Below are 12,620 nucleotides of genomic sequence, written 5' to 3' on the forward strand. Positions count from 1 at the left end.
CCAATCGGCCGAGGAGGACATAGGAGGGGCGTATGACGGCTGGATGTTCGATCACCCGGCGGATTGGGCGGGTTGCATGAGTTACGAGTTCGATTTCGCCGACGTCTTCGCGGCGTGGCCCGAACTGCTGCAGGGCCTGCTCAACACGCTCTGGCTTTCGGCCGCGGCGATGGCGATCGGCATGGTGGTCTCGGTCGCCGGCGCGCTCGGCAAGACCTCCGGCCCGAAATGGCTGCGCTGGATCATCGACGAATATATCGAGCTGATCCGCAACACGCCCTTCCTGATCCAGATCTTCATGATCTATTTCGGCCTGCCCTCGATGGGCCTGAAATTCTCCTCGAATACGGCCGCGCTGATCGCGCTCGTCGTCAATGTCGGCGCCTACGGCATCGAGATCATCCGCGCCGGCATCGAGAGCATCCAGAAGGGGCAGGTCGAGGCGGGCAAGTCGCTCGGCATGCGCCCGCTCCAGATCTTCCGCTACATCATCCTGAAACCGGCGATCCAGGCGGTCTACCCATCGCTGACCAGCCAGTTCATCCTGCTGATGCTGAATACCAGCGTCTGCTCGGCGATCGCGGCAAGCGAGCTGACGGCGGTGGCGGGCGATATCCAGTCGCGCACATTCCGCAGCTTCGAGGTCTATTTCATCGTCACCTGCATGTATCTCGGCCTGTCGATCTTCTTCTGGACCGCCTTCGCCGGCATCGAGCGCAGCTTCCTGCGCAAGCCAACCCGGTAGGCCAAGACGATGCGCGAACTCGGACCCAACGAGATCCTCTTCATCTTGGCCGCGGTGCGCTGGACGCTGCTGCTCTCGCTCGTCGCCTTCATCGGTGGCGCGCTCGGCGGCCTGCTGATCGCACTCGCCCGCACCAGCGAGCTCAAATGGCTGAGGCTGCTGGCGAACGGCTACATCAAGCTGTTCCAGGGCACGCCCCTGTTGATGCAGCTCTTCCTCGCCTTCTTCGTGCCCGGCCTGTTCGGCTGGTCGGTCGATCCGTGGATGGCCGCGGCCATCGGCCTTTCACTGCATGCCAGCGCTTTCCTCGGCGAGATCTGGCGCGGCGCCATCGAGGTCGTGCCGCGCGGGCAATGGGAGGCGGCGACCTCGCTCGGCTTGCGCTACTGGCCGAAGATGGCGCTGGTCATCGCGCCGCAGGCGGTCCGGATCGCGATACCGCCGACGATCGGCTTCCTGGTGCAGCTGATCAAGGGCACCTCGCTCGCCTCGATCATCGGCTTCGTCGAGCTGACCCGGGCGGCGCAGGTGATCAACAACGCCACCTTCCGGCCCTTCACGATCTTCGCGCTCGTCGCGGTGGTCTATTACATCATCTGCCGGCCGCTCTCGGCCTACAGCAAGAGAATGGAGCAAAAGCTCCAGGTCGCCGCGCGCTAGGGCGCGGTGACGCCACGTCGCATCCCGAGGAGAACGCCCAATGTCCCTGTTCAAGTCCATCTGCCGCCGCAGCCTCGGCGCGCTCGTCTTCGCGGGCCTCGCCGCCGCGAGCCTGGGCGCCCCGGCGAACGCCGCCACGCCCGAGGAGATCAAGGCGCGCGGCAAGCTGATCGTCGGCCTCCTGACCGACTATCCGCCCTTCGGCGGCACCGATGCGCAGCAGCAGCCGGCCGGCTATGACGCCGACGTCGCCAAGTTGATGGCGAAGTCGCTCGGCGTGCAGGCCGAGCTCGTCCCGGTCACCGGCCCGAACCGCATCCCCTACCTGCTGACCAACAAGGTCGACGTGCTGATCGCGACTTTCGGCATCACCGCCGAGCGCTCGAAGCAGGTGCTGTTCTCCAACCCCTACAGCACGCTGACCATCTATGTGCTGGCGCCGAAGAACCTGACCATCAAGACGCCCGAGGACCTGAAGTCGGTCTCGATCAGCGTCGCGCGTGCCTCGACCCAGGACACCGCCATCAGCGCCATCGCCCCGCAGGGCACGCAGCTGAAGCGCTTCGACGACGACGCCACCGCGCTGCAGGCACTGATCTCCGGCCAGGTCCAGGCCATGGGCGCGAGCAACACCATCCTCGCCCAGCTCAACAAGGACTATGCGCAGCTCAACATGGAGCCGAAGCTGACCCTGCGCGAGCAGGCCAACGGCATGGCTTTCCGCAAGTCCGACACGGCCCTGGCCGCCTACGCCAATAATTTCATCGCCGAGATCGAGAAGAACGGCGAGCTCTCCGCGATCAACCAGCGCTGGTTCGGCATCCCGCTGAACAAGCTGCCGCCGATGCCGACCTTCTGAGAACCAGCCTGCGACTGGCGTGGCCGTCCGGCGCGGCCACGCCAACAAAATCCCAGGCTGCCTCTGAGCGTCGCGTGCTCGACCGGCTCCGGCCGGCCAAGCCGTTCACAACTCAAAGTGAGACGAGACGGATGACGATCTCCGCGAGCACCCCCGCCGCCGGCGACGTGATGATCGAGATGCGCCAGGTCGACAAGTTCTACGGCGACTTCCAGGTGCTGCGGAACATCGACCTCACAGTGGCGCGCGGCGAGCGCATCGTCGTCTGCGGCCCGTCCGGTTCCGGCAAGTCGACGCTGATCCGCTGCCTCAACCAGCTCGAAGAGCACCAGGCCGGCGAGATCGTGATCGAAGGCAAGCCGGTCCATGCCAGCATGCGCGGCATCGACCTGGTTCGTCGCGAGATCGGAATGGTCTTCCAGAGCTTCAACCTGTTCCCGCATCTCACCGTGCTGGAGAATTGCACGCTGGCGCCGATGAAGGTGCGCGGCCTCGGCAAGGCGGAGGCCGAGGCGACGGCGCGGATGTATCTCGAGCGCGTCCACATCCCCGAGCAGGCGCTGAAATATCCGATTCAGCTCTCGGGTGGCCAGCAGCAGCGCGTCGCTATCGCACGCTCGCTCTGCATGAACCCAAAGATCATGCTGTTCGACGAGCCGACCTCCGCGCTCGACCCTGAAATGGTCGCCGAGGTGCTTGACGTCATGGTCGAGCTTGCCGAGAGCGGCATGACCATGCTGGTCGTCACGCATGAGATGGGCTTTGCCCGCAAGGTCGCCGACCGAGTGATCTTCATGGATGCCGGCGAGATCGTGGAAGTCGCGCCGCCAGAGACGTTCTTCAGCAATCCGCGGAGCGAGCGGACGCGGAAATTCCTCGGCCAGATCTTGCACGCCAAACAGCAGCATTGAGACTGCCTTGGGCGCATGACGGGCGAGCAGCCTCATATGCCGTTCCCGGAGCATTTCCGCGTTTCTCCGAAGCGCGGCGCCGGATCAGCGTCCCGGGCGCAGCGGTCTGAAGGCAGTGCGGAGCTCGGCCGCCAGGAGTTCCGGTTGTTCCCAGGCCGCGAAATGGCCGCCTCTGTCGAGCTCGTTGAAGTAAACGAGATTGCGGTAGGCTCGGCGCGCCCAGGTCTCGGGGGCGCGATAGACCTCGTCGGGAAATACCGAGATCGCGACCGGAAGTGAGATCTCGCTGGTCTTCTGCGCGGCCGAAAGGACGACGCTCTGGCCTGCGGTCTCCCAGTACAGGCGCGCGGCCGAGGTCGCGGAGTTCGTCAGCCAGTACAGCGTGATGTCGTCCAGCACATCGTCTCTGGCGAGGCGACGCTCGGGCTCGCCATTGTTGTAGTCGAATATCCAGGCGGCGAGCCCTACGGGAGAATCGGTCAGGGCATAGCCGATCGTTTGCGGACGCGTGCCCATGATCGCGCCGTAAGCCCGGTATTTCTTGTAGAACGTATCGAGCGCGTCGAACGCGGCGCGCTCCTTGTCGGAGAGCCCCGCCGGCGCAGGCCCGCCGGCGGCAAGCGCCGCGGCGATCTCCGACGGCACCGTCGCAGGCAGGTTGATGTGGATGCCGAGCAAGCCGGCAACCTCCTGCCGCGCCATTGCGCTGGACACGGGCGCGCCCCAGTCGCCGCCCTGGGCGACATAGCGGGCATAGCCGAGCCGCCGCATCAACTCGGCCCAGGCGCGCCCGATCCGATCGGGGTTCCAGCCCTTTTCCGTAGGCTTGCCGGAGAAGCCGTAGCCGGGCATCGACGGGATCACGAGATGGAACGCGTCGGCGGCGTTTCCGCCATGCATCTCCGGATTGGTGAGCGGATCGATGATCTTGAGCTGCTCGATGATTGATCCGGGCCAGCCATGCGTCACAATCAGCGGAAGGGCGTCGTCATGTTTCGAGCGGACATTGATGAAGTGGATGTCGACGCCATCGATCTCCGTCATGAACATCGGCAGGGCGTTCAGGCGCGCCTCCACCTTGCGCCAATCATAGTCCATGCCCCAATGGCGGGCGATCTCCTGCAGCGAGGCGAGCTGATTGCCCTGCGAGCGATCGCCGACCGTTTCCTGGTCCGGCCAGCGCGTGGCCGCGATACGCCGGCGAAGATCCGTAAGCTGCGCGTCCGGGATTTCGACGCGGAACGGGCGAATATCAGCACCGTTCGGAGCGGCCGTCGGCCGCGAGGGCAGAAGGCCTGCGGCACTTGCCGCCAATCCCGTTGCGACCAGCCGCAAGAAGCAGCGGCGGTCATGGGCGATCACGCTGCCGTTGTTGCAGGCTCTCATAGCTTCCTCCCCTGTCTCTGCGGGCTAGGCGCTGAGCTGTCGGCGTTGCTGAAGTCGGTGGCGCGGGGCGCGATCGCGTTGGGGCTCGTTTCCAACGCGCGGCGCGCGGCCTCGTAGCGATCCCATTCCGCCTGGTCGGGCGGCGACGGGATCGTGATGGTCTCGCGGCGATCGAGGCCCGCTAGGCGATCCGGTGGTGCTTATGCAGCAGGCGGGCGATGAAGCTCGCAGCGATCCGCATCAGCGCAATTGATAGTCCAAGGCCCAAGCCCAATGCTAGGGGCGCCGGCCAGCGATCGGTGTGAGGCTGCGCGCGCCGATCTGGGCACATGCGTCAGCAGAGATGAGCCCCGGACAGGACCGATCCACCGGACCACTTGGGCAGCGACCAGGGCACCAACCGAGGAGATTGGGAGCTCCGCAATTTCGCCGTGACGACAGTCGCGCAGCGCAAGTTTCGATAGGCCAATCTTATCGCAATGATAGAAAATAATCGATTTTATTGGAGACGGCGGACCTGCTATCGATTCGTCTGACACTTGAGCGCCAGCTGGCTGCGCCAGCGGCGAAAGACAAATAAAAATAAAGACTTGGAGGAGACCACCTGATGCCGCGCCTCGGCCGGTTCCACCGCAAGGTCACACGCTTGGAAGCTCTCGTTTGACGAGGCCCGAGGCATTCCGATGCCGCCAAGTAGTTCCCGCGTGAATTTCGTAAGGCTAGACAAGTCCTTACGGGAACCGACCAATTGAACGAGTGCACGGCATGACGACGGACATTGCAGATACGAGAAATCCGCCCATTGTCCGGCCACGACGCAAGCGACGCATCGACCTCCTGCCCTACGCGCTGATCGCGCCGATCGGCCTGCTCCTCGCCGCGATCACCGTCTACCCGACGATCCAGGCGGTCTATCTCTCGATGACCGACGCTTCGCTGCTCCGGCTGGCGCGCGCCAAGTTCATCGGCGTGCAGAACTTCGTCCGGATGATGGGCGATCAGGTCTTCCTGGACGGCCTCTGGCGCACGCTGCGTTGGGATCTCGCGGTCGTCTCGCTCGAACTCTGCATCGCTCTGCCGATCGCGCTGTTCCTGAATATGAACTTCCGCGGCCGCGGCTTCGTGCGCGCCGCGATGATGGTGCCCTACATTACCCCGCCGGCCGTGGTCGGCCTGGTCTTCCTGTTCATGTTCGACGGCAATTTCGGCGTGGTGAACGACCTGCTGATCCGGCTCGGCGTGCTTGAGCGCGGCATCGCCTGGATGAGCGACCCGGCGGCGAGCTTCTGGATCGTGGTCTCCGCCATGGTCTGGTACGGCACGCCGCTGATGGCGCTGATCCTGCTCGCGGCGCTGCAGACGATCCCGGCCGAACTCTACGAGGCCGCCGAGGTCGACGGCGCCAGCCGCTGGGCGCAGTTCCGCAGCATCACCATCCCGCACATCCTGCCCTCGATCCTCTTCCTTGTGCTGCTGCGCATGATCTGGATGTCGAACCATATCGATATGATCTACGTGATGACGACGGGCGGCCCCGGTTTCACCAACCACACCGAGGCGATCTACAGCTTCTCGCTGACCAACCAGTTCCAGATCGGCTATGCCTCCGCCATCGCCGTGGTGCTGGCCGCGATCCTGATGGTGCTCTCCGCGCTCTATGTGCGCCACCTCGCCCGCTCAGTCCTGGCCCAGACCTCATGAACGCCGCCAAACGCCGCGCCCGCCGCATCAGGGGAATCTGGACCGCGATCGGCGCGGCCGCGATCCTGCTCTATTCGCTCGGCCCCCTGCTCTGGATCTTCATCGCCTCGATCACGCCCGAGCTGAAGGCCGACTTCAACCAGGCCTGGCTCAGCAACCGGCAGGTGACCTATCTCCCGTCCGAGCCGACGCTTGCCAATTATGGCGCACTGTTCGAGACCGTCCCCTTCGCCACCTACTTTCGCAACAGCGCCATCATCGCCACCGGCAACATGGTGCTGACGCTGGTGGTCGCGAGCCTCGGCGCCTATGGCTTCGTGCGCTTCAAGTTCTTCGGCCGCAGCAGCTTCCTCGTCGCGATGCTCGTCGCCTACACGATCCCGAGCGTGGTGCTGCTCGTGCCGCTGCTGGTGATCTTCCGCGCCTATGGGCTGAACAACACCCATCTCGGCATGATCCTGGCAGAGGCGACGCATTCGGCGCCCTTCGTCCTGCTGCTGATGATCAACTATTTCTCGACCCTGCCGCGCGATCTCGACGAGGCCGCCCAGGTCGACGGCTGCAGCAGGCTGAAGGTGCTCTGGCGCATCATCCTGCCGCTCTCGCTGCCCGGCCTGGTCGCAGGCGGGTTGCTCGCCTTCATCATGACCTGGAACAACTTCCTCTTCGCCTTCCTGCTGACCTCGACCGCCGAGGTGAAGACGCTGCCGGTCATCATGCGCCAGTTCGCGCTCGGCGAGCCCGCCGTCTGGGGCGTCAGCGCCGCGGGCGCGCTGGTGAGCACGTTGCCGGTCGCGCTGATCTTCCTGCTGTTCCAGCGGATGCTGATGAGCGGTCTCGCAGCCGGCGCCGTCAAAGGCTGAGCCAACCAACCACATCGGAAAGCCGGGAATCCGGCATCGCTCGGGGAGGATGACATGACGAGGACACGCAATCGATACGGCAAGGCCGGCGGCCTGACCCGCCGCCAGGCGCTCGCCACCGCGCTCGGCGGCGCTGCGCTCGCGGCGACGGGGGCCGAGGCGCAGGTCGCCTCGCCGGCCGTGCGCAAGAAGGTGAAGCTGAACTTCTGGAACTGGGCCGATAACCCGGTCCATCAGAAGATCTCGGTCGATTCCGCCGCGATGTTCAACGCCTCGCAGAATTTCATCGAAATCGCGGTCGATGCCAACATGGCGGTGATGGAGGCCCGCAAGAAGCTGGTCGTCTCCTATGCCGCCGGCGCCGCGCCCGACGTGATCATGACGATCCAGTACTGGGTGCAGGATTATCTCGACAACGGCATCATCGAGCCGATCGAGGACCGCTTCAAGAAATGGGACGAGAGCAAGGACTTCTTCCCGAACATCATGGAACAGACGCGCTCGCGCGCCGGCCAGCCCTTCCTGTTCCTGCCTCAGACCAGTATCCCCTATTACCTCTACTACCGAGCCGACTGGTTCAAGGAAGCGGGGCTGAACCCGCCCGAGACCTATGACCAGTTCATCTCGGCGGCGAAGGCGCTGACCAAGGCGCCGGACCGCTACGGCTTCGCCATGCGCGGCCAGACCGCCTCCGCCATCCAGGTCATCTTCCCGATCTGGGCGAGTGCCGGCGTCAAGTTCGCGACACCCGACGGCAAGGTCGATTTCGACTCGGCCGCCGCAATCGACGTCACCGAGAAATGGCTCGGCATGGCCCTGCGCGACAAGTCGGCCCAGCCGACCGCGGTCAATGACGGCTATCGCGAGCTCTACGCCCTGATGGAGAAGGGCCGCTGCGCCATGTGGTACTATGGACCGCATGCCAGCCCGGCGCTGATCTCGGCGCTCGGGGATTCCATCCAGGGCGTGCAGAACCCGCGCGTCGGCGACAAGCATTACATGATCGCGAACCCCGAAGGGCCGATGATGGTCTCCTCCTGCAAGGAGAAGGAAGCCGCCTGGGAGTTCATGAAGTTCATCACCAGCGGCGACGCGGCGATGCTCTACACCGCCAACCGCATGGTGCCGCCGGTGCGCAAGACGCTCTCCGAGCGACCAGTCTTCCAGAACAACCGCTTCATCAAGATGTCGCTCGACCATCTCGATACCTGGTGGACCCCGCCCTACGACCACCAGCACTGGACCAATTTCCAGGACAAGATCCCGCCCTATTGGCAGGAGGCTGTGCGCGGCAACATCACGGCGGCGCAGTTCAACCAGCAGGGCGCCAAGTTCCTGCGCGGCGAGGCCTGAGAGCGCAATCGCGGGGGCCTCGGCAGGCCCCCGCCCCCAATCCACAGTTAAAGAAGGCAGAGCTCGGCGGATGGCCCAGGTCAATCTACGCAAGGTGGTGAAGCGCTTCGGCGAGGTCGAGGTCGTCAAGGGCATCGACCTCGCCATCGCCGACCAGGAATTCGTCGCGCTCGTCGGCCCCTCCGGCTGCGGCAAGTCGACGACCCTGCGCATGATCGCCGGGCTCGAAGAGATCAGTGACGGCGACATCATGATCGACGGCAAGGTCGTCACCGATTTCGCGCCGAAGGACCGCGACATCGCCATGGTCTTCCAGAGCTACGCGCTCTACCCGCACATGACCGTGCGCGAGAACATGTCCTTCGGCCTGAAGCAGCAGCGCATGGCGAAGAGCGAGATCGACACCCGGGTCGACGAGGCCGCCCGCATCCTCAACATCGAGGACCTGCTCACGCGCAAGCCGAAGCAGCTTTCCGGCGGCCAGCGCCAGCGCGTCGCCATGGGCCGCGCCATCGTGCGCCAGCCGAAGGTCTTCCTGTTCGACGAGCCGCTCTCGAATCTCGACGCGCAGCTGCGCGTGCAGATGCGCACCGAGATCAAGCGCTTGCGCCAGAAAGTCCGCACCACCACGGTCTACGTCACCCATGACCAGGTCGAGGCGCTGACGCTGGCCGACCGCATCGTGGTGATGAACAAGGGCAGGATCGAGCAGATCGGCACGCCGCACGAACTCTATCACGAGCCGGCAACACGCTTCGTCGCCGGTTTCATCGGCTCGCCGGCGATGAACTTCATACCGGCCGCGATCGAGAGCCGGGACGGCAGGCTGGTGCTGGTGCTGAAGAACCCCGACCTCGTCTTCGACATCCCGGCCGAGCGCCGCGCGCGCTATGCCGCGCTTGCCGGACGCCACGACCTGCTGCTCGGCCTGCGGCCAGAGCATTTCTCAGCCATGACGTCGCCGCTCCCCGGCCATGGCGAGTTCCAGGCGCGGATCGACATCACCGAGCCGGTCGGGCTGGAGACCTTCGTCTATTTCCGCCTCGCCGAGACCGAGATCTGCGCGCGCCTGCCGCCGACGGCGGGAGCGCAGGAGGGCAAGCCGCTTCGGCTGGCCGCAGACCTCAACCAGATGCATGTCGTCGACCCGGCGACGGGACTGGTCGTTTAGGCACCGCTTCCGTCAATGCGAGAGCAGCGGCCCCCACGAGCCGTCTGGTCCTGTGGCCTGCACCGCACGCTGCCCTCTCCTTGCAGGACAGGGTTGCCCGCGTTCCACCATCGCAAGTAGAGAGCCCGAACGAATGTCGGCTCAGCGACAGCCCGCCTGAATCTCCCCTGCTAGACAGGTCCGATCGCGGAAAAGCGACTGGATCAGGGCTTTCAGATGGGCGTCATCGTCGGTTCGGGTGAGTATACCTATCGCGTTCACGAGAACTGGGCGAAGTTGCCCGACGGCTTCGCCTTCGGCGACGTGGCGGCCGTCGGGATCGACAGCAAGGACCGGGTCTACGCCTTCAACCGCTCGCAGGAACACCCGATGATGGTGTTCGACCGCGACGGCAATTTCCTGTCCTCCTGGGGTCGCGACCTGTTCAGCCATGCCCATGGCGTCAGTATGGGGCCGGACGACACGATCTACTGCACCGACGACATGAACCACACCGTCTGCAAGTGCACGCTGGACGGCAAGCTGCTCATGCGCATCGGCGAGCGCGACAAGCCGCAACCCTTCATGAGCGGGCGCCCGTTCAACCGCTGCACCCATACCGCCCTCTCGCCGAAGGGCGAGATCTATGTCACCGACGGCTACAGCAACGCCCGCGTCCACAAATACGCACCGGACGGCAGGCATCTCCTGTCCTGGGGCCAATCCGGAATGGGGCCGGGCGAATTCAACCTGCCCCACAACGTCACCTGCGACGACAATGGCTGGGTCTATGTCGCCGACCGCGAGAACCACCGCATCCAGGTCTTCGACGGCAACGGCAAATACGAGACCGAGTGGCGCAACGTCCATCGGCCGAACGGGCTGTTCATGCCGCGCGGCCCATGCCCAATCTGCTACGTCGGCGAGATCGGACCCTATTGGAGCTTCAACCGCGGCGCGCCCAATCTCGGCCCGCGCCTCTCGATCCTCGACAACAAGGGCAAGGTGCTCGTGCGCCTCGGCGAGGATCCGTCCGCCGGCAACGAGCCCGGAAAGTTCCTGTCACCGCATTCGGTCGCGGTGGATTCGCACGGCGACATCTATGTCGGCGAGGTCGCGGTCACCGGCTGGCCCTCGCTCTTCCCCGACAAGCCGCAGCCGCAGCTCTTGCGCAGCCTGCAGAAATTCGAACGCGTCCCGGCCGGTACGACCTCCTGAATGAAAAAGGGCGGGAGCGCCTCGTGCTCCCGCCCTCGAGTTGGCCGAGGCTTCCGCCTCAGCCCGGGATCATACGGCCGCCATTGACGTCGATCGTCTGGCCGGTGACGTAGCCGCTCATGGCCTCCGATGCGAGGAAGAGACAGGCGCCGACGCAGTCCTCCGCGGTGCCGAGCCGGCGCAGCGGCACGCCTGCGCGGACCGATTCCAGCCGTTCCTTCGCGGTGTTGGCATGGAAGCGGGTTACCATCAGGCCGGGCGCCAGCGTATTGACGCGAATCTCCGGCGCGAACTCGTTGGCCATTCCCTTCGTCAGCGAATGCAGCGCCGCTTTCGAGGCGGCGTACAGGCCGGAGCCGGGCTGGCCGCCGCTGCGCCCGGCGACCGAGCCGGTATTGATGATCGAGCCGCGGCCCGACGCCTTGAGATGCGGATAGGCGGCGCGCGTCACGGCGAGCACCGAGCGCAGGTTCAGGTCCATGACCTGGTCGTAGATCGCGTCGGAATAGCTCGCGAAGCGCTGCGGCTCGACCATGCCGCCGGCATTGTTGATGAGGGTGTCGAGCCCGCCCAGCCCCGCGACCGCCTGCTCGACGATCGCTGCCGCCTGCTTGGGATCGCGGACGTCGCCCGAGACGAGCATCGCCTTGCCGCCGGCAGCCGTGATCTTCGCGACGATCTCCTTCGCCTCGGCCGCGCTGCTGTTGTAATGGACCGCGACCGCCGCGCCATGCTCGGCGAAGCCGAGCGCCACGGCAGCGCCGATGCCGGAGCTGCCGCCGGTGATGAGGACGCGCAGGCCCTTGATGTCGTCGAGTATCATGATCTCACTCCTCGCATTCGCCCGTGGCGTCTAGCCGCCGACGAGCTTCAGGCCCGGCTCCGGCCAGGGCATCTCGATCAACTGCCCCGTGCCGGACAGCGTGATGTAGGCGGTCTTCAGCTCAGGGCCGCCGAAGCAGATATTGGTCGTGATCGGATCATGGGTCGGCACCTGCCGGATGACCTCGCCTTGCGGGCTGACGACCGTGATGCAGCCGGAGACCAGCGTAGCGATACAGATATTGCCGTTCGCGGAGACGGCGAGGCTGTCGAAGCGCTGGTAGCCCGGCAGGCCGCAGAGGATGCGCCCGCCATGCGGCGAAGGAAACGGCGCCCGCTTGACCACGCCCGGTGCCTCCAGATCGAAGGCCCAGAGCCGGCCGGTCTCGGTCTCGGCGGCGTAGAGCATCGTGCCGTCGGGCGAAAGACCGATGCCGTTCGGCATGATCATCGGATAGGCGACCTCGACGATACGCGAGCCATCGGCGAGCCCGTAATAGAGCCCGCCATTCATCCGCATCCGCGGATACATCTTGCCGAAATCGGTGAAGTAGAAGCCGCCATGCGCGTCGAAGACGATATCGTTCGGCCCGACCAGCGGATGGTCGCCGCAACGCGTGTAGAGCACGCGGCGCTCGCCGGTCTTGAGATCAAGCCGCTCGATCCAGCCACCGGCATAGCCTTCCGGCACGCCCGGCTTCGTCCGGTTGAAGCCCTCCTGCTTCTGGAACAGGAAGCCGCCATTGTTGCAAATATAGAGGGCGCCGTCGGGCCCGACAGCCATGCCGTTCGGTCCGCCTTCGAGCTGGGCGGCGATCTCGACGCGCCCATCGGCATGGACCCGCGTGACGGTACGGCGCTCGATCTCGACCAGCAGGACCGAGCCGTCGGCACAGGCGATCGGCCCCTCGGGAAATTGCAGCCCCGTCGCCAGAACACTCTGCCCGCTCAT

The 12,620-nt window shown here is 65.2% G+C and carries 12 protein-coding genes and 1 pseudogene; 9 read left to right on the forward strand and 4 right to left on the reverse strand.

Translation table 11 applies throughout. The annotated features are described in order from the left end of the window. Positions 1-76 precede the first annotated feature (76 nt). From EV560_RS10350 to EV560_RS10365, 4 genes are all read left to right on the forward strand, one after another. Positions 77-745 (forward strand): amino acid ABC transporter permease, encoded by a 669-nt coding sequence (locus tag EV560_RS10350; protein ID WP_131855679.1) that lies wholly within the window; start codon positions 77-79, stop codon positions 743-745. A 9-nt stretch (positions 746-754) separates the two neighbouring features. After that, positions 755-1,405, forward strand: coding sequence for an amino acid ABC transporter permease (locus EV560_RS10355; protein ID WP_131855680.1), 651 nt, complete (start codon positions 755-757; stop codon positions 1,403-1,405). 40 nt (positions 1,406-1,445) lie between these two features. Next, positions 1,446-2,264, forward strand: a complete 819-nt coding sequence (locus EV560_RS10360) for a transporter substrate-binding domain-containing protein (RefSeq protein WP_131855681.1) — start codon at positions 1,446-1,448, stop codon at positions 2,262-2,264. A gap of 131 nt (positions 2,265-2,395) precedes the next feature. Then, on the forward strand, positions 2,396-3,175 hold the full coding sequence (locus tag EV560_RS10365) for an amino acid ABC transporter ATP-binding protein (protein WP_282568848.1): 780 nt from the start codon (positions 2,396-2,398) through the stop codon (positions 3,173-3,175). Between the two features lie 84 nt (positions 3,176-3,259). On the opposite strand, the gene EV560_RS10370 is transcribed toward EV560_RS10365, so the two are convergent. Together EV560_RS10370 and EV560_RS36355 are read right to left on the reverse strand one after the other, a co-directional pair. After that, positions 3,260-4,561, reverse strand: a complete 1,302-nt coding sequence (locus tag EV560_RS10370; RefSeq protein WP_131855682.1) for an epoxide hydrolase family protein — start codon at positions 4,559-4,561, stop codon at positions 3,260-3,262. Between the two features lie 184 nt (positions 4,562-4,745). Then, positions 4,746-4,844: pseudogene (locus tag EV560_RS36355) on the reverse strand (TerC family protein); the annotation flags it as partial. A gap of 482 nt (positions 4,845-5,326) precedes the next feature. On the opposite strand from EV560_RS36355, the gene EV560_RS10380 reads away from it, so the two are divergent. The 5 genes from EV560_RS10380 (at position 5,327) to EV560_RS10400 (ending at position 10,846) form a co-directional block, all read left to right on the forward strand. Next, on the forward strand, positions 5,327-6,262 hold the full coding sequence (locus EV560_RS10380) for a carbohydrate ABC transporter permease (RefSeq protein ID WP_131855683.1): 936 nt from the start codon (positions 5,327-5,329) through the stop codon (positions 6,260-6,262). Continuing rightward, positions 6,259-7,125, forward strand: a complete 867-nt coding sequence (locus EV560_RS10385; RefSeq protein WP_131855684.1) for a carbohydrate ABC transporter permease — start codon at positions 6,259-6,261, stop codon at positions 7,123-7,125. Before EV560_RS10380 ends, EV560_RS10385 begins: the two co-directional genes overlap by 4 nt. Positions 7,126-7,179: 54 nt before the next feature. Then, positions 7,180-8,478 carry an extracellular solute-binding protein gene (locus EV560_RS10390; protein WP_131855685.1) on the forward strand — a complete coding sequence of 433 codons (1,299 nt, stop codon included), beginning with the start codon at positions 7,180-7,182 and terminating at the stop codon, positions 8,476-8,478. A 70-nt stretch (positions 8,479-8,548) separates the two neighbouring features. Then, positions 8,549-9,649 (forward strand): ABC transporter ATP-binding protein, encoded by a 1,101-nt coding sequence (locus tag EV560_RS10395; protein ID WP_131855686.1) that lies wholly within the window; start codon positions 8,549-8,551, stop codon positions 9,647-9,649. Positions 9,650-9,865: 216 nt separating this feature from the next. Next, entirely contained in the window at positions 9,866-10,846 is a 981-nt protein-coding gene (locus EV560_RS10400; RefSeq protein ID WP_131855687.1) for a peptidyl-alpha-hydroxyglycine alpha-amidating lyase family protein, read from the forward strand. 58 nt (positions 10,847-10,904) lie between these two features. Here the strand turns inward: EV560_RS10400 and EV560_RS10405 are convergent, their stop codons facing one another. Both EV560_RS10405 and EV560_RS10410 read right to left on the reverse strand, forming a co-directional pair. Beyond that, positions 10,905-11,669 carry an SDR family NAD(P)-dependent oxidoreductase gene (locus EV560_RS10405; RefSeq protein WP_131855688.1) on the reverse strand — a complete coding sequence of 255 codons (765 nt, stop codon included), beginning with the start codon at positions 11,667-11,669 and terminating at the stop codon, positions 10,905-10,907. Positions 11,670-11,699: 30 nt separating this feature from the next. Next, a complete protein-coding gene (locus tag EV560_RS10410) occupies positions 11,700-12,620 on the reverse strand; it encodes an SMP-30/gluconolactonase/LRE family protein (RefSeq protein WP_131855689.1) in 921 nt (306 codons plus the stop codon).

The sequence above is a fragment of the Allobosea sp. BK604 genome, from assembly GCF_004341515.1.
GTDB lineage: Bacteria > Pseudomonadota > Alphaproteobacteria > Rhizobiales > Beijerinckiaceae > Allobosea.

Bases quoted from the DNA above. Each gene is read 5' to 3' on its own strand.
- EV560_RS10350 (WP_131855679.1), top strand. From the start codon at position 77: ATGAGTTACGAGTTCGATTTCGCCGACGTCTTCGCGGCGTGGCCCGAA.
- EV560_RS10355 (WP_131855680.1), top strand. From the start codon at position 755: ATGCGCGAACTCGGACCCAACGAGATCCTCTTCATCTTGGCCGCGGTG.
- EV560_RS10360 (WP_131855681.1), top strand. From the start codon at position 1,446: ATGTCCCTGTTCAAGTCCATCTGCCGCCGCAGCCTCGGCGCGCTCGTC.
- EV560_RS10365 (WP_282568848.1), top strand. From the start codon at position 2,396: ATGACGATCTCCGCGAGCACCCCCGCCGCCGGCGACGTGATGATCGAG.
- EV560_RS10370 (WP_131855682.1), bottom strand. From the start codon at position 4,561: ATGAGAGCCTGCAACAACGGCAGCGTGATCGCCCATGACCGCCGCTGC.
- EV560_RS10380 (WP_131855683.1), top strand. From the start codon at position 5,327: ATGACGACGGACATTGCAGATACGAGAAATCCGCCCATTGTCCGGCCA.
- EV560_RS10385 (WP_131855684.1), top strand. From the start codon at position 6,259: ATGAACGCCGCCAAACGCCGCGCCCGCCGCATCAGGGGAATCTGGACC.
- EV560_RS10390 (WP_131855685.1), top strand. From the start codon at position 7,180: ATGACGAGGACACGCAATCGATACGGCAAGGCCGGCGGCCTGACCCGC.
- EV560_RS10395 (WP_131855686.1), top strand. From the start codon at position 8,549: ATGGCCCAGGTCAATCTACGCAAGGTGGTGAAGCGCTTCGGCGAGGTC.
- EV560_RS10400 (WP_131855687.1), top strand. From the start codon at position 9,866: ATGGGCGTCATCGTCGGTTCGGGTGAGTATACCTATCGCGTTCACGAG.
- EV560_RS10405 (WP_131855688.1), bottom strand. From the start codon at position 11,669: ATGATACTCGACGACATCAAGGGCCTGCGCGTCCTCATCACCGGCGGC.
- EV560_RS10410 (WP_131855689.1), bottom strand. From the start codon at position 12,620: ATGAGCGGGCAGAGTGTTCTGGCGACGGGGCTGCAATTTCCCGAGGGG.